The organism is Streptomyces sp. DSM 116793 (genome assembly GCF_057320905.1).
In genome coordinates this window covers 7891206-7907746 of the sequence record NZ_CM170494.1, presented here as the reverse complement: position 1 = coordinate 7907746, position 16541 = coordinate 7891206, and the positions used below count along the sequence as shown (strand labels likewise).

General features: G+C 71.5%; 11 protein-coding genes. All 11 read right to left on the bottom strand.

Annotated features, from left to right (window positions below; genetic code table 11):
• Positions 1–195: 195 nt before the first annotated feature.
• The 11 genes from ACSMXW_RS31075 to ACSMXW_RS31025 all read right to left on the bottom strand — a co-directional run bounded on the left by ACSMXW_RS31075 (position 196) and on the right by ACSMXW_RS31025 (position 16292).
• Complete coding sequence (locus tag ACSMXW_RS31075) at positions 196–3906, bottom strand: ThuA domain-containing protein (protein ID WP_485801207.1); 3711 nt, start codon at positions 3904–3906, stop codon at positions 196–198.
• 368 nt (positions 3907–4274) lie between these two features.
• A complete protein-coding gene (locus tag ACSMXW_RS31070; RefSeq protein WP_485801206.1) occupies positions 4275–5279 on the bottom strand; it encodes a sugar phosphate isomerase/epimerase family protein in 1005 nt (334 codons plus the stop codon).
• 102 nt (positions 5280–5381) lie between these two features.
• Positions 5382–6608 (bottom strand): Gfo/Idh/MocA family protein, encoded by a 1227-nt coding sequence (locus ACSMXW_RS31065; RefSeq protein WP_485801204.1) that lies wholly within the window; start codon positions 6606–6608, stop codon positions 5382–5384.
• Positions 6609–6803: 195 nt separating this feature from the next.
• Complete coding sequence (locus ACSMXW_RS31060) at positions 6804–7844, bottom strand: substrate-binding domain-containing protein (RefSeq protein WP_485801202.1); 1041 nt, start codon at positions 7842–7844, stop codon at positions 6804–6806.
• Between the two features lie 88 nt (positions 7845–7932).
• Positions 7933–8991: an ABC transporter permease gene (locus ACSMXW_RS31055; protein ID WP_485801201.1), complete on the bottom strand. Its 1059-nt coding sequence runs from the start codon at positions 8989–8991 to the stop codon at positions 7933–7935.
• Positions 8988–10595 (bottom strand): sugar ABC transporter ATP-binding protein, encoded by a 1608-nt coding sequence (locus tag ACSMXW_RS31050; RefSeq protein WP_485801199.1) that lies wholly within the window; start codon positions 10593–10595, stop codon positions 8988–8990. Before ACSMXW_RS31050 ends, ACSMXW_RS31055 begins: the two co-directional genes overlap by 4 nt.
• Positions 10596–11047: 452 nt before the next feature.
• A complete protein-coding gene (locus tag ACSMXW_RS31045) occupies positions 11048–12229 on the bottom strand; it encodes an ROK family transcriptional regulator (RefSeq protein WP_485808438.1) in 1182 nt (393 codons plus the stop codon).
• A 211-nt stretch (positions 12230–12440) separates the two neighbouring features.
• Positions 12441–13190, bottom strand: coding sequence for a dienelactone hydrolase family protein (locus ACSMXW_RS31040; RefSeq protein WP_485801197.1), 750 nt, complete (start codon positions 13188–13190; stop codon positions 12441–12443).
• Positions 13191–13837: 647 nt separating this feature from the next.
• Positions 13838–14518 (bottom strand): GntR family transcriptional regulator, encoded by a 681-nt coding sequence (locus tag ACSMXW_RS31035; RefSeq protein ID WP_485801195.1) that lies wholly within the window; start codon positions 14516–14518, stop codon positions 13838–13840.
• Between the two features lie 207 nt (positions 14519–14725).
• Positions 14726–14899 carry an MFS transporter small subunit gene (locus ACSMXW_RS31030; protein WP_485801194.1) on the bottom strand — a complete coding sequence of 58 codons (174 nt, stop codon included), beginning with the start codon at positions 14897–14899 and terminating at the stop codon, positions 14726–14728.
• Positions 14883–16292, bottom strand: a complete 1410-nt coding sequence (locus ACSMXW_RS31025; protein ID WP_485801192.1) for an OFA family MFS transporter — start codon at positions 16290–16292, stop codon at positions 14883–14885. The genes ACSMXW_RS31030 and ACSMXW_RS31025 overlap by 17 nt, the downstream gene beginning before the upstream one ends.
• Between the last annotated feature and the right edge of the window lie 249 nt (positions 16293–16541).

Below are 16541 nucleotides of genomic sequence, written 5' to 3'. Positions count from 1 at the left end.
CCCCACGGGGGACCAGCCCCACGCGGGACCTCGGCCCGCGCGGAGCCGGGCCCCCGCGACGGGCGTGCCCCAGGGCGGGGCGGGCGCGGGTGGAGCGGGCCGGCGCGCGAGGCGGAGCCGCGGGCCGGCCGCCGGATGCGCCGGGACGGGGGTGGACGGCGGGCGGGAGTCCGGCGTCTCCCGCCCGCCGCCGTCTCAAGCGCCCTCGGCGGGCAGTTCCTTCAGCTGGACGGAACGGAAGGAGACCTGGTCGTCGGCGCTGTGGTTCTGCAACCCCACATATCCGTCGGTGAGGCTGCGCGCCGGGTCCTCGTTGGTGAAGTCGTTGATCTTGACCCCGTTGAGGAACACTTCCAGGTGCTCGCCCTGGACGCGGATCTCGTAGCTGTTCCACTCCCCCGGCGGCTTGAGGGCCGCGTCGCGGGCCTCGGTGTCCGGTGCCTTGAAGGAGTAGACGGCTCCGGTGGTCCGGTCCGGGGCGTCGGTGGCGTCGATCTGGATCTCGTAGCCCTTGTCGACGGCCGAGCCCGGGTCATCGGAGGCGGGGAAGCCCACGAAGACGCCGGAGTTGTCGTCACCGGCCATCTTCCAGTCCACCTTCAGGGAGTACCCGTGGGTGAACTCCTTGGCGTGGTACCAGAGCAGCCCCATGCCGCCCTCGGTGTTCAGCGTCCCGTCCTGGATGGTGAACTGTCCGGGGCCGGCCTGCTGCCAGCCCTCCAGGGTGGCGCCGTTGAACAGGTCCCGGTACCCGGTGTTCGGTGCGCAGTCCGCGTCCACCTGGTGGGTGACGTACTCCAGGCCGCCGAGCAGATGGGCGCGGAACGCCTCCTCGGCGTACGACTCCTTGGTGTGGCCGAGGCCGGTGTAGAACGAGCGCCCGCCCTTGTACTCCTGGCACCAGGCGATCGGGTGGTCGCCGTGCATGGTGCCGCCGTCGTACGTGGTCTCGTCGAGCGTGGCCAGCACGTGCACGTTCTCCCGCGGGTTGGTGCGGTAGTTGTACAGCTCGTCCGTGTGCTGCCAGGCGTCGCCGAGGTGGGCGGTGGCCGGGTTGTCGTGGTCCTCGATGCGGACGGTCGCATCCTGGATCGCCGGGTGCGAGTCGAACCAGGCGCCGACCAGGCCGCCGTAGAAGGGCCAGTCGTACTCGGTGTCGGCCGCGGCGTGGACGCCCAGGTAGCCGCCGCCCGATGCGATGTAGTCCTCGAACGCCTGCTGCTGGGTGTCGTCGAGCACGTCGCCGGTGGTGGACAGGAACACCACGGCGTCGTAGCCCTTGAGGTTGTCCGGGGTGAAGGCGCCGGCGTCCTCGGTGGCGTCGACGGTGATGTCGTGCCCGCCGCCGAGCTCCTTCAGGGCCGCGATGCCGTCGGGGATGGCGTCGTGGCGGTAGCCGGCGGTCTTGGAGAAGACCAGCACCTTCTTGGCGTCCGACACCGGCGGGTCGTCCCCGCCCGCGATCTGGAAGTCGTCCAGGTCGTAGAGGTCCCCGTCGCCGCCCTTGAAGACCAGGAAGAGGTCCGTGGTCTCGGTCGGGACGTCGCCGAGGGGGACGGTGACGTCCTTGAAGGTCTCCCAGCCGCCGGTCACCGGGACGTCCGCGGAGCCGATGAGGGTGCCGTCGGCCGCTCCCGTGCGCACCTCAAGGGTGCCGCCCGCGCCCGCGGAGGAGACGCGTGCGGTGAGCTGGGTGGCACCGGTGAGGTTGTAGGGGGTGAACGAGATCCAGTCGCCGTTGTCGATGTCGCTGACGGTCCTGCCGCCGCCCGCGCCCGCCCGGTCGACGGCCGTGACACCCTGCTGGGCGCTGTAGTGCTCGGCCTGCCGGTGCCGGGGCTGGAGCGTGACCTGGGCGTGCGTGGTCAGCGGGGTCTTGGCGGCGCCGCCGCCGTCGGTGTACTGGGCGTCCAGCACACCGAAGATGTTGGCGTTCGGGTCGTGGTCGGAGCTGGCGGGGGCGCTGATGGTGCCCTCGCAGCCCTGGGCCGAGGTGATGGGGTGGCCATGGCTGTCGTGGCCGAGGATGTAGTTGACGGTGACCTTGGAGCAGTCGACCGTGCCGTCCTCGGCGTCGGTGACGGTGACCTTGTAGGGGATGCTGTCGCCGAAGTCGAACAGCTTGCCGTCGGGGGGCGTCTCGAAGGTCACCTTGGGCGCGGTGTTGCCCACCACCACGTAGACGCTGGCGGTGCCGGTGCGTCCGGTGCTGTCGGTGGCGGTGACGGTCGCGCTGTAGTTGCCTTCCTTGGTGTAGGTGTGCTCGGCGTCGGCGCCGTCGGCGGTGGCACCGTCCCCGAAGTCCCAGCTGTACGTCAGGGCGTCCCCGTCGGCGTCGCTGCCGCTGGAGGTGAACGACACCGTCAGCGGGGCGTTCCCGTCGGTCTTGTCGGCCTTGGCCGTGACGTCGGGGGTGTGGCCCTCGGTGGCGTTCTGGATCCGGTAGAGGGCGGAGTTCTCGTCGCCGTTGAAGTAGCCGGTGCCGTAGTCGAGCACGTACAGGGCGCCGTCCGGCCCGAACGCCATGTCCATGATCTGGGTGCCGGACCACGGGAAGTCGTTGATGGACTGCACCGTGCCGCTGTTGTTCTCGACGATGCGCTTGATCCACCGCCGGCCGAACTCGCCGGCGAAGAAGTTCTTGTCGTACTCCTTCGGGAACTTCACGGCGGAGTCGAGCTTGGCGTCGTAGTGGTAGACCGGGCCCGCCATCGGGGACTCGGAGCCGTTGCCGAACTCGGGCACGGAGTCCTTGTCGTAGGGGATCCACGCCGGCTGCGCGGGCGGCAGGTCGGTGAGGCCGGTGTTGTTCGGCGAGTCGTTCTTCGGCGCCGAGCAGTCGAAGGGCTGTCCGGACGTGCCGGTGGCGAAGTCGTAGTCGATGTACGGCTCGTTGTTGCCGATGCAGTACGGCCAGCCGAAGTTGCCCGCCTTGGTGATGCGGTTGAACTCCACCTGCCCGCTGGGGCCGCGGGCCGGGTCGGCGGCGCCCGCGTCGGGGCCGTAGTCGCCGACGTAGACGATGCCGGTCTGCTTGTCGACGCTCATCCGGTACGGGTTGCGGAAGCCCATCGCGTAGATCTCGGGCCTGGTCCTGGCCGTGCCCGGGGCGAAGAGGTTCCCCTTGGGGATGTCGTAGGAGCCGTCGGCGTTGACCTTGATCCGCAGGATCTTGCCGCGCAGGTCGTTGGTGTTGGCGGCGCTGCGCTGCTCGTCGAAGGCCGGGTTGCGGTCCGGGCGCTCGTCGATGGGGCTGTAGCCGTCGGACTCGAACGGGTTGGTGTCGCCGCCGGTCGACAGGTACAGGTTGCCGTCGGCGTCGAAGTCGATGTCACCGCCGACGTGGCAGCAGATGCCCCGGTCGGCGGGGACCTCCAGGACGGTCTTCTCGCTGCCCATGTCGAGCGTGCCGTTCTCGCCCAGGACGAAACGGGAGAGGCGGTTGACGCCCTTGAAGGGCTTGAAGTCGTCGGCGGTGCCTGACTCGGGCGCGTCCGTCGGCGGGGTGTCCAGCGGGGGCGCGTAGTACAGGTAGACGAAACGGTTTTCCTTGAAACCCGGGTCGATGCCGACGCCCTGCAGGCCCTCCTCGTCGTGGTTGTAGACGGGGAGGTGGCCGGCCACGCGGGTGGTGCCGCCGGCGTCGGTGAGCCGGACCGTGCCGTCGCGTGCGGTGTGCAGCACGCCCCGGTCCGGGAGCACCGCGAGGGACATCGGCTCGCCGGTCTCCTCCACCCCCTTGGCCAGGGTGACCTGCTGGAACTCGGTTTCGGCCTTGGCTTTGCCGGCGCGGGCGTCGGCGGCACCCGCCTCGGCCGGGGCCGCGATCGCGAGCGAGGCGCTCGCGAGCAGTGCGCCGGTCAGAAGGGCGAATGCCTTGCGCAGTCTCAGACGTTTCCTGTGCACGGATCCCTCCGGGAGGGCTCGTCGTACGAGGCGTGTGCGGGACGCCGGGGTGCGCCGTCACCCCGGAGTGATTGTCCTGTACATATCAGGGACCGTAGCGGGCTTTGTCGTGGCCGGAAAGACCTTGTGCATCAAGTAACTTAAACTTTTTCCAGCCACTGGACAAAGCGGTCCGGTCGCCCACCGGTGTACCTCCACCCCGGCTCACCCCGGGGCAGGGGGAACTGCGCGTCCGGCCCCCACCGGCCGGTGGTCGGCACCGAGACCGCGAGAGGCTCGGCCCGGTGCTCGGCCCGGTGGCCCGTCACGGGCACGTGGTGGCTGGTCGCGCAGTTCCCCGCGCCCCTTGAGTACCGGGGCGCAGCCCCCTACTCCTTGCCGCCGAAGGCCGCGTCGAACGACGCGCTGGACGGCTCGAAGTCGAACGCCTTCATCCGGGTGAGCGCCTCCGGCGCGCCCTGGAGCCGGTCCATGCCCGCGTCCTCCCACTCCACGGAGATCGGCCCCTCGTAGCCGATCGACCGCAGCATGCGGAAGACGTCCTCCCACGGCACGTCCCCGTGCCCGCCGGAGACGAAGTCCCAGCCGCGCCGCGGGTCGCCCCAGGGCAGGTGCGAGCCGAGGCGGCCGTTGCGGCCGTCGAGGCGCTTGCGGGCCTCCTTGCAGTCGACGTGGTAGATCCGGTCCCGGAAGTCCCAGAGGAAGCCGACCGGGTCCAGGTCCTGCCAGACGAAGTGGCTCGGGTCGAAGTTCAGCCCGAACGCCGGACGGTGGTCCACGGCCTCCAGGGCCCGGTGCGTCGTCCAGTAGTCGTAGGCGATCTCGCTGGGGTGCACCTCGTGCGCGAAGCGGACGCCCTCGGCGTCGAAGACGTCCAGGATCGGGTTCCAGCGGGCGGCGAAGTCCTCGTAGCCGCGCTCGATCATGCCGTCCGGGACGGGCGGGAACATCGCCACCAGGTGCCAGATCGAGGAGCCCGTGAAGCCGATGACGGTGTTCACGCCGAACGCCGCCGCGGCCCGCGCGGTGTCCTTGATCTCCGCGGCGGCTCGCTGCCGCACGCCCTCCGGCTCCCCGTCGCCCCAGATCCGGGCGGGCAGGATGCCCTTGTGGCGCTCGTCGATGGGGTGGTCGCAGACGGCCTGCCCGACCAGGTGGTTGGAGATGGCCCAGCACTTCAGGCCGTACTTGTCGAGCAGGGCGTGCCGGGAGGCCAGGTAGGAGGGGTCGGCGAGGGCCTTGTCGACCTCGAAGTGGTCGCCCCAGCAGGCGAGTTCCAGGCCGTCGTAGCCGAAGTCGCGGGCGAGCCGGCAGACCTCTTCGAGGGGCAGGTCGGCCCACTGGCCGGTGAACAGGGTGAAGGAACGTGGCATGACCGGGTCTCCAAATGTGCCGGATGCGGTGCGGGTGATGGTGTCCGGTGCGGTCCTGCGGTGGTCCTGCGAGGTACGCGGCAGGCGCCCCCGCGTCGGATGCTAGGCCCGGAGCACGGGGGTGTGGACGGAGTTCTTCGCGGCGCTCTCCTCCACCGCCGCCAGCACCCGCTGCACCTGGAGCCCGGCGGCGAAGGACGGCTCCGGGTCCGTGCCGGCGGCGATCGCCTCCACCAGGTCGCGGGCCTGGTGGACGAAGGAGTGCTCGTAGCCGAGGCCGTGCCCGGGCGGCCACCAGGCCGCCATGTAGGGGTGGTCGGGCTCGGTGACCAGGATACGCCGGAAACCGGCCGTGGCGGCGGGTTCCGTGTGGTCGTGGAAGGACAGCTCGTTCAGCCGCTCCAGGTCGAAGGCGAGCGAGCCGCGCGAGCCGTTGAGCTCGATCCGCAGGGCGTTCTTCCGGCCGGCGGCGAACCGGGTGGCCTCGAAGGAGGCCAGCGCGCCGGAGGCGAAGCGGCCGGTGAACAGCGCCGCGTCGTCCACCGTCACCGGACCCCGCTCGCTGCCGCCGGCGCCGCTGAGCCCCGCGGAGGAGCCGGCGAGCCGGGGGCGCTCCCGTACGAAGGTCTCGGTGACCGCGGACACCCCGGTCAGCTCCTCGCCGGCGAGGTACTGGGCGAGGTCGACGATGTGCGCCCCCAGGTCGCCGAGCGCGCCGGAGCCCGCCTTCTCCTTGCTCAGCCGCCAGGTGAGCGGGAAGTCCGGGTCGACCAGCCAGTCCTGGAGGTACACCACGCGGACGTGCCGCAGGGTGCCGATCCGGCCCTCCTCGACCATGCGCCGGGCCTGGGCGGTGGCGGGCAGCCGCCGGTAGTTGAAGCCGACCATGGCGATCTGCCCGCGGTCCCGGGCACCGGCCGCCGCCTCGGCCATCGCCTCCGCCTCGGCGACCGTGTTGGCGAGCGGCTTCTCGCAGAGCACGTGCTTGCCGGCCGCGAGCGCGGCGAGGGCGATCTCCGCATGGCTGTCGCCCGGGGTGCAGATGTCGACCAGGTCGACGTCGTCGCGGGCGATCAGGGCGCGCCAGTCGGTCTCCGCGGTCGCCCACCCGAGCCGGTCGGCCGCGCTGCGCACGGCCGCGGCGTCCCGGCCGCAGACCGCCGCGAGCACCGGCCGCATCGGCAGGTCGAACACCCGGCCGACGGTGCGCCAGCCCTGGGAGTGTGCGGCGCCCATGAACGCGTAGCCGACCATGCCCACCCCCAGGGGCGGCCGTGCCGCGTCCGCGGCGCTCTCCGCCGCGCTCTGTGGCTGCTGCGGCTGTCCCATACGGAATTCCTCCTTCTGCTCGGCCTCCGCGGCCCTTGGGGGCCGCGTCGGCACCCTCGGCGCTGCCATCGGATCCGCCCTGATCAGCCATCGGATCAGACTCTGATCAGCCTGGTAATCGGCCGGGTCCGCGGCAGGCCGCGTGGTTCCTGCCGGCGACGGTATCCCCGTCGGCTGTGCGGGCGGGCTCACCCATCACTTGAAACCGGTGGGCATGTACTGGTCGACGTTGTGCTTGTCCACCACGGCGGAGTAGAGCGTGATGGAGGTCGGGATCTCGGTCTCCGCGAGGCCGGAGACGCCCTTGCCCTGGCCGAGCGCACGGGCGAGGTCGATCGCCGAGGCCGCCATGGTCGGCGGGTAGAGGACGGTGGCCCGAAGCACGCCCTTGCCCTGCTTGATCTGCTGCATCGCGGCGAGCGACCCGGCGCCGCCCACCATCAGGAACTCGTCCCTGCCCGCCTGGTCGATGGCGCGCAGCGCACCGACGCCCTGGTCGTCATCGTGGTTCCACAGCGCGTCGATGTGCGACTGGGCCTGGAGCAGCTGGGCCATCTTGGCCTGGCCGGACTCCACGGTGAAGTCGGCGGCCTGCCGGGCGACCTTCCTGATGTTGGGGTAGTTCTTCAGCGCGTCGTCGAAGCCCTGGGTGCGCTGCCGGGTCAGCTCCAGGTTGTCGATGCCGGCCAGCTCGACGACGCGGGCGTTCTTCCTGCCCTTGAGCTGCTCGCCGATGTACTGCCCGGCGTTGAAGCCCATGCCGTAGTTGTCGCCGCCGACCCAGCAGCGGTAGGCCTGCGGCGTGTTGAAGATGCGGTCCAGGTTGACCACGGGGATCCCGGCGCGCATGGCCTTCAGACCGACCTGGGTGAGCGCCTTGCCGTCGGCGGGCAGCACCACGATCACGTCGACCTTCTTGTTGATCAGCGTCTCGATCTGGCCGATCTGTGCCGCGGTGTCGTTGGAGCCCTCGGTGACCTCCATGGTGACGTCGGAGTAGGTCTTCGCGCGCTCCTTGGCGTTCTCGTTGATGGCGTTCAGCCATCCGTGGTCGGCCTGCGGGCCGGCGAAGCCTATGGTGACGTGCTTGCCGGGCTTGTCGTCGGCCGCGGGCTCGGCGTCGTTCGTGGACTTCGCCTCGGACGGCTCGTTGCTGGTACAGCCGGTGAGCAGTGCGCCGGCGGACACGGCGGCGGTTGTGAAGAGCAGGCCTCTGCGGCTCGTGATGTCTGGCATGAGGTGTGACCCTTTCCCGTCTCAAGGGCTGGTGGGCGGCGTGCGTGTCGGGGCGTGGTGAGCGCGGTGGACGTGGTGGGCGTGCGCGTCAGGGGGTGGCGGCGGTGCGGCGCTGCACCAGGACGGCGGCGACGATGATCGCGCCCTTGGCGATCTGCTGGACGTCCGTCTGGAGGTTGTTCAGCGCGAAGATGTTGGTGATCGTGGTGAAGATCAGCACGCCCAGCACGGAGCCGGTGATGGTGCCCCGGCCGCCGCTGAGCAGGGTGCCGCCGATGATGGCGGCCGCGATGGCGTCGAGTTCGTAGAGGTTGCCGTTGGTGTTCTGGCCGGACCCGGACAGGATGATCAGCAGGAAGGCGGCGATGCCGCAGCACAGTCCGGAGAGCAGGTACAGGTAGAGCCGCTGGCGCCGGACGTCGATGCCGGCGAGCCGGGCCGCCTCCGCGTTGCCGCCCACGGCGACGGTGCGGCGGCCGAAGGTGGTGCGGTTGAGCACCAGCCAGCCGACCACCGTGACGGCCGCGAAGACCAGCACCAGCGGGGGGATGCCGAGCACGTAGGAGTCGCGCTCACCGAGGTTGAGGATGCCGTCGATGGTGACGATCTGCGTCTTGCCGCCGGTGATCTGCAGGGCGAGGCCCCGGGCGGAGGCGAGCATGGCGAGGGTCGCGATGAACGGCACCATGCCGCCGTAGGCGATCAGCAGGCCGTTGACGAGGCCGCAGCCGACGCCGACCAGGACCGCGGTGAACAGCACCCCCCAGAAGCCGTACTCCTGGGTGGCCACGGTGGTCGCCCACACCGAGGCGAGGGCGACGATCGCACCGACCGACAGGTCGATGCCGCCGCTCATGATGACGAAGGTGACCCCGACGGTGACCACCCCGATCACGGACGACTGGGTGAGCACCAGTTGCAGGTTCCTGGTGTCCAGGAACTCGTCCGGCTTGGTGATGCCGCCGATCAGCACGAGCACGGCGAGCACCCCGAGCAGCGAGAGGGTGCGCACGTCGATACGGTCCTTGAGGGCGTGCCACGGCCCGGTGTCCGGTGCGCCCTTCGCGGGCGCGGCGCCCCGGGGGGCGGTGGGGCGCTCTCCGGCATCGGGCCCGCCCTGCTGGGCCGGCGAGGCAGGCTGCGTCATGATGTCGGGCTCCCTTCCATGACGAGGTCGAGTACGCGGGATTCGTCGAGCTCCTGGGCGGGTGCCGTGTGCACCACCCGGCCCTCGCGGAGCACCAGCACCCGGTCGGCGAGGCCCAGCACCTCGGGCACCTCGCTGGAGACCAGCAGCACGGCGAGGCCGTCCGCGGCGAGCCGCCGGATCACGGCGTACAGCTCGGCGCGGGCGCCGACGTCGACGCCGCGGGTCGGCTCGTCCAGCAGCAGCACCCGGCAGCCGCGCAGCAGCCAGCGCGCCAGGACGGCCTTCTGCTGGTTGCCGCCGGAGAGGGTGCGGATGCGGGCGTCGGGGTTGTCGGGGCGCAGGGACAGCTCGCGGGTGGCGCGCCGCGCGGCGGCGCGCTCCGCACGCCCATCCAGCCAGCCGCCGCGGGAGAACCGGGACATGGAGGAGACCGACACGTTGCGCGTGACGGACTCCAGCATCAGCAGCGCCTGGGCCTTGCGCTCCTCGGGGGCGAGCCCGAGCCCGGCGCGGACGGCGGCCCGGACGCTGCCGGGCCTGAGCGGCACCCCGTCGACCTCCACCCGCCCCGCGCTGGGGCGGCGCGCGCCGTAGACCGTCTCCAGGATCTCGGAGCGTCCCGACCCGACGAGGCCGGCCAGGCCGACGATCTCCCCCGGGTGGAGGTCGAGGTCGAGCGGGGCGAACTCGCCGTCGCGGGCGAGGCCCCGGACCCGGAGGACGGGGACGGGCTCCGGCCCGGCGGGGGGCGGGGTGCCGGGCGGGGTGTCGGACGAGGCGTGGGCGGCCGGTGCGGCGCCGGTCCCCCGGGCCCCGCCGGCGGCCGGGGCGGCCCGCGGCCGCTCGGGGAACACGTACTCCACCGTGCGGCCCGTCATGAGCGCGACGACGTCGCCGGTCGGGGTGGACTTCGCGGGCAGCCCACCGGCCACGGCCCGGCCGTCCTTGAGGACGGTGACCCGGTCGCCGATCCGGCGGATCTCCTCCAGGCGGTGGGAGATGTAGACGACGGCGACCCCGTCGGCGGTCAGGCCGGCGACGATGCGGAAGAGGTTGTCGACCTCGTCGGGGTCGAGCGCGGCGGACGGCTCGTCCATGACGATCAGCCGGACGTCGTGCGAGAGCGCCCGCGCCATCGACACGATCTGCTGCTGTGCCGCGGACAGGTCGCCCACCAGCCGCCCCGGAGCGATCTCCGGGTGCCCCAGGCGGCGCAGCAGCGCGGCGGCCGCGGCCCTCGCCTCGCGGCCCCTGACCACGAACCCGGCGCTGGTCGGCTCATGGCCGAGGAAGACGTTCTCCGCCACGGACAGGCCCTCGACCAGGTCGAGTTCCTGGTAGATGGTGGCGATGCCGAGCCGCATGGCGGCGATCGGCGACTTGAGTGTGACGGTCTCGCCGCGCCAGCCGATCCGTCCGCCGTCGGGCTGGTGGGCGCCGGCGAGCACCTTGATCAGGGTGGACTTCCCGGCGCCGTTCTGCCCGAGCAGGCAGTGCACTTCCCCCGGCCGGACGTCGAGGTCCACCCCGTCGAGCGCCCGCACGCCGGGGAACGACTTGGTGATGCCGGTCATGGTGAGCAGTGGTGCGTCTGGTGCCATCGTGTTCCCCTCGGCGGGTACGGCCAGTCGGGACGGGGTGCCAGGCGGTGCACGGGTGGGGTGGTGCGGGCGGTACCAAGTGCGGTGGTACCGGTGGGGTGGGTGGTGCAGGGGCGGGGTGCGGGGATGTCGGTGGTGCCTGTGGTGCCTGTGGTGCCGGTGATTCCGGTGATTCCGGTGGTGCGCGCTGTACGGAGCAGTGCGGGTGGGCACGTGGTGCGGTGTGGTGCGGGTGGGCACGTGGTGCGGTGTGGTGCGGGTGGGCCCGTGATGCGATGGTGCGGGGGGCACGTGGTGCGCTGGGACACGTGGTGCAAGGCAGTGCGATCGTGGCGCGTGGTGCGGTGTGTGGCGCGGGGGTGCTTTGCGGTACGTGGTGCGTGGTGCGGTGGAGCGGCGGTGCCGGTGGTAGGGGATCGGGCGGTGGGCCGGTGGCCCCGTCCGGTCCGGGGTCAGGCCGGTGAGAACAGGTGGTCGCTGATGAGCCGGGCCGCCCCGATCACACCGGAGGTGGGGCCCAACTCGCCGAGGACGATGGGGAGGTTGCCCGTCGCGAGCGGCAGCGACTGGCGGTAGACCTGGGTGCGGATGGCGGCGAGCAGGGTGTGGCCGAGCCCGGTCACACCGCCGCCGATCACCACCAGGCCGGGGTTGAAGAAGCTGACGAGGCCGGCGATGACCTGGCCCGTGCGGTTGCCGCCCGCGCGGATGAGGTCGAGCGCGGTGGCGTCGCCCGCGGCGGCCGCGGCGGCGACGTCCACGGAGGTGAGTTTCCCGGCGTCGGCGAGCCGGGCGGCGAGTTCCGGTGAACGTCCCTGCTGGGCGGCCTCCTCCGCGTCCCTGGCGAGCGCGGCACCGCTGAAGTGGGCCTCCAGGCAGCCCTTGTTGCCGCATGCGCAGGGGCGGCCGTCGGGCTCCACCTGGATGTGGCCGATGTCGCCCGCGCTACCCGTGGTGCCCCGGTACACCTCGCCGCCGACGACGATGCCGCAGCCGATGCCCGTACCGATCTTGACGCACAGGAAGTCGCCGACGGTGCGCGCCACTCCCGCGTGCTGCTCGCCCATCGCCATCAGGTTCACGTCGTTGTCGACCATCACGGGACAGCCGAGTTCCTGGCTGAGCGCCTCGCGGACCGGGAAGCCGTCCCAGCCGGGCATGATCGGCGGCGCGACCGGGACGCCCTCGGGGAAGCGGACGGGTCCAGGTACCCCGATGCCCGCGCCGTCGAAGCCCTCGGCGAGGCCGGAGGCGCGCAGCTTGGCGGCCATCGACAGCACCTGCTCGAAGACCGCGACGGGACCCTCGCGCACGTCCATCGGCTGGGTGATGTGCCCCAGCACCTCCAGCTCCGCGTTGGTGACCGCCACGTCGACGGAGGTGGCGCCGATGTCCACGCCGAGGAACCGGAGCGCGGGCGCGAGGCGGATGTTGTGCGAGCGGCGGCCACCGCGGGAGGCGGCGAGGCCGTCGGCCACGACGAGCCCGGTGTCCAGCAGCCGGTCCACCTCGACGGCCAGCTTCGAGCGGGACAGGTCGACCTGGTCACCGAGCTGGGCGCGGGAGTTGGGGCCGGAGTCGCGCAGCAGCCTGAGCAGCCGCGCCTGGTGCGTGTTAGCGGGCCGAGCCGTCATGCGTCTCACGTGCCCCTCCCCGCCTCATCGGGCTCTCTCCGTCGGGCTTTCGAGGGGAACGTAGCAGTGCTTGCCCACAGTGGGAAGAACTTGAGCGGGAATTAGGCGCCACTTTCTCCAGTGAGAGGACAAAGCGGAGGCCAGTGCGCCGCGATGCCGGCTCGTCGTCGCGGAAGCCGCCGGCTTCAGGTTCGGCTTCCGCGCCGGAGCCTCAGCCGGTGGCCAGGGTGCGGTCGAGGAGGGGCAGCAGTCGGTCCCAGTGGCGCTGTAGCGCGGACGGGTTGAAGGCGTCGGTGTCGGACATGGTGAAGCCGTGGATGGTGCCGGGGTAGATCTCGGTGGAGTAGCCGACGCCTGCGGCGTCCAGGGCCTGGTTGAGCCTGCCGATGGCCTCGGACGACATGTCGTTCTCGGCGAGCCCGAGGTGGACTTCGGCGGTGAGGCCCTGGACGAGGCGGTGCGGGCTGTCGGGCGCGTCGGTGACCAGGAGACCGGGGTGGAATCCGGCGACGGCGGCCACCCGGCCGGGGTGGGCCGCCGCGGTGCGCATCGCCAGGGCGGCGCCCACGCAGTAGCCGAGCACGGCGACCGGCCCTGCGCCGACCTCGGGCTGGGCGGTGAGGAACCCGAGGTAGGCGTCGGCGTCGCGCAGGACACGGTCGGAGGTGTGCGCCTCGATCAAGGGCATCAGCCGGGCGATGATCTCGGGCCGGATCTCCTCCCCGATGTGCTCGGGGAGTTCGATCACCGGTGCAGGACCGTTCCGGTAGTAGAGGTTGGGGACGAGCACGTAGTACCCGTGCTCGGCCAGTTCGCGGGCCATCTCCTTCAGTACGGGCCGCACGCCGAAGGCGTCCGTGTACAGCAGCACCCCCGGGTGCCGCCCGCCACCGTCGGGGAAGACGGCGAAAGCGTCGGCTTGACCGTCGGGGGTGGGAATCTGCGGTGTCCTGGTGGGCAAGATCTTCCTTCCTCGGAGTTCACTCGATCAAGGGCCGGCCCGGGTCGACGCCCGCAAGTGGCACTGCTACGCCGTGCTCGCCTCACTGCGGGACTCCCAGGCCGGGCAGGCCGGGCGACGCCGAGCCGGCGCACCGGCGTCCACCTCGGGCGACATGGTAGGCGTGCTCGACGAACCGGCCGGGGCGGCCTCGCCCCCTGTCGGGGCGCAGCCCCGCCTGAAAGGGGCGCGGGGAACTGCGCGAACAACCACCCGCCCACCGGTGGTCCGGACACGACGGACAGCCCCCTCGGGACGGTGACGACCCGACCGCAGCGTCCGGAATGGTGACCACCCGACGGCACCGTCCGGAACGGTGACGACCCCACCGCATCTTCACGGCTGGGCGCGCCCACGCGACGGAGCCGCCGGTCAACACAGCCCCGCGCCCCCATCGGGTGGACGTCGCACGCAGGAGGACGCGGTGCGGGGCGCGGGGCCGGCGGTCGGCCCGAGGGAGGGAGGACGGGCGGGCCGAGGGAACGCGATGGGCCCGGGAGCGCCTATGCGCCGATACTCCGGGGCACGGCGAGGCGCCGGCGAGGTACGGCCGGGGTCGGCCGGGGTCGGGCGGGGTCGGCCCACGTCCGCCGGGGTGCCGCGGAGGGTCAGGATGCGGTGTTGCGGTGGTGGTAGGTGCTCCGCGTGTGCTCCGTGTGCGTGCGCATGACCTCAGTGGCGCGCGCCTCATCATGCGCGGCGATCGCCGCGATGAGCTGCCGGTGCTCGATCCAGGACTGCTTGCCGCGCTGCCGGGCGACCGGCGTGTAGTACCAGCGGACCCGGCGGTCGACCTGCCCGGCCAGCTCGGCGAGGACGGGGTTGCCGGCCATCTCCATGACGTGGTGGTGGAACCTGGCGTTGGTGGCCACGACCAGTTCGACGTCGCCCTCGGCCACCGCCTGCTCGCCTCGGGCGCACAGCTCCTCCAGGACGGCGATGCCCGCGGGGTCGGAGTTCACCGCGGCCAGCCGGGCGGCCTCGGCCTCCAGGAGCGTACGGACCGTCAGGAGCTGGTCCGCCTCGTCCTCCGTCGGCTCGTGGACGAAGGCGCCCTGGGCGGGGCGCAGGTCGACCCAGCCCTCCGTGTTCAGCCGCTGGAGCGCCTCGCGGACGGGCTGCCGGGACACTCCGAGGTGACCCGCCAACTCGCTCTCGACGAGGTGCTGGCCGGGCCGCAGGGAGCGGGTGGTGATGAGCTCAAGCAGGGCCTCGTAGACCCGCTCGCGCAGTGGCCCCGGGCGCTCCAGCTTGGGCACCGCCCCCTGGGGCAGTCCTGTGGACAACATCGCGGTCCCCCTCCTGGCAACCAAGCAGCCATTACGGATTGGCTATCGTCTACAGTCTACCGTTTCTTTACCCTTGTATGGGGTTGCAGATCAGCCGAACAAGAGTTGGCCTTATCACACCAAAGACCGGCGAGGCAGCCCTGCCCCGCCGGTCGAATCGGTCTCAACCAGGACGATATCACCCGGTCAACGGGTGTCAGTGGGCGCTCACCCCGTGAAGAGCTGAGCTGCTTTCTGGACAAGTTCGTAGACCCCATAGGCGAGCGGAAGGCCCACCCAGAGCCAGGAGACCAGGATCAGCACGCGCCGGTCGGGCGGGGCGGCGCCGTCCCCCGGCCGGGACGCTGCCGGGCTCGGCGAGGACTCAGACGGGGTCGGCATCGGCGGCGGCCTTTCGCTCGGCGGGACCATCGGACACGGCGGGGACGTGGTGGCGGGGGTGGACCGGGCGGATCAGCTCGTTGGCGACGAACCCGACGACCAGCAGCCCGATCATGATGATCAGCGAGACGCTGTAGAGCCCCTCGCCGTGCTTGCCGGCGTCCTTCTGACTGTCCGCCACCCAGTTGACGATGAACGGCCCCAGCACGCCCGCGAGGGACCACGCCGTGAGCAGCCGGCCGTGGATGGCGCCGACCTGGTAGGTGCCGAAGAGGTCCTTGAGGTAGGCGGGCAGCGTCGAGAACCCGCCCCCGTAGAAGGAGAGGATCACCGCGGCGCAGAGCACGAACAGCGGCTTGGCCGAGTCGCCGAACTCCACGATCAGCAGGTACATCAGCGCGCCCACACCCAGGTAGAAGCGGTAGATGTTCTTGCGCCCGATGAGGTCGGAGACGGTGGACCAGACGAAGCGTCCGGTCATGTTGGCGGCGGAGAGCAGGGCGACGAACCCCGCGGAGGCGGAGGCCGAGACCGGGGTGCTGGTGTCCGCGAAGAAGTCCGTGATCATCGGGGCGGCCTTCTCCAGGATGCCGATGCCCGCCGTGACGTTCATGCACAGGACCACCCACAGGCACCAGAACTGCGGGGTGCGCAGCGCGCTCGCCGCCGAGACCTGAACCCCCGTCACGGACGCGGGCCCGCCCTGCGCCCCGCTGTCCCCTTCGGGCCGCGGCACCCGCACCAGGAGCACGCCGAGCGTCATGAAGACGGCGTACACGAGCCCGTGCACCAGGAAGGCCAGCGCGATCCCGGAGTGGTCGGAGCCGAAGGAGTCCAGCATCTGCGCGGACCAGGGCGAGGCGATCAGCGCCCCGCCGCCGAAGCCCATGATGGCGATGCCGGTGGCCATCCCGGGCCGGTCGGGGAACCACTTGATGAGCGTGGAGACCGGGGAGATGTAGCCGATACCGAGGCCGATGCCGCCCACGAACCCGTACCCGAACACGATCAGCCAGTACTGGCTGGTGGCGGCGCCGAGCGCGGAGAGCAGGAAGCCGGTGGAGAAGGCGGCGAGGGCCACCGTCATGGCCCAGCGCGGCCCCCTGCGTTCCACCAGCGTGCCACCGAAGGCGGCGGAGAGGCCGAGCATCACGATGCCCAACTGGAAGGGCAACGCGCTCTCGGTGCCGCTGAGATGGAGCGCGGACTCCAGCGGTGGTTTGAAGACGCTCCAGGCATAGGCCTGGCCGATGGAGAGGTGGACGGCGAGCGCGGCCGGGGGCACGAGCCAGCGGCTCCAGCCCACGGGGGCCACGGGTCCGCCCGGCCGGGTGTGCGCGGGGTCCGGCACCGCCACGGAGGGCGGGGAGGAGGGACGGGAGGGGGTGCTCATGATCCGGAACGATAGGAACCGGTCGGGTGGTTGGGAAGGCGTCGCACAGAAATGGCCGACGATATACACAGTGCGGCGACCGTATGCAATGACTCTGTCAAGACCGGCACCGGCGGTGCGCGAACCCTTGATGGGGTAGGTTCCATACTGTAGACAATATTTCGTCGACATAGTGGAAGACCGGCCAGGTCCGGCTTCATCTCCCTCGTCGGGACACATTCCCTCGGTCCCCTCAACCGAACGGAGCGC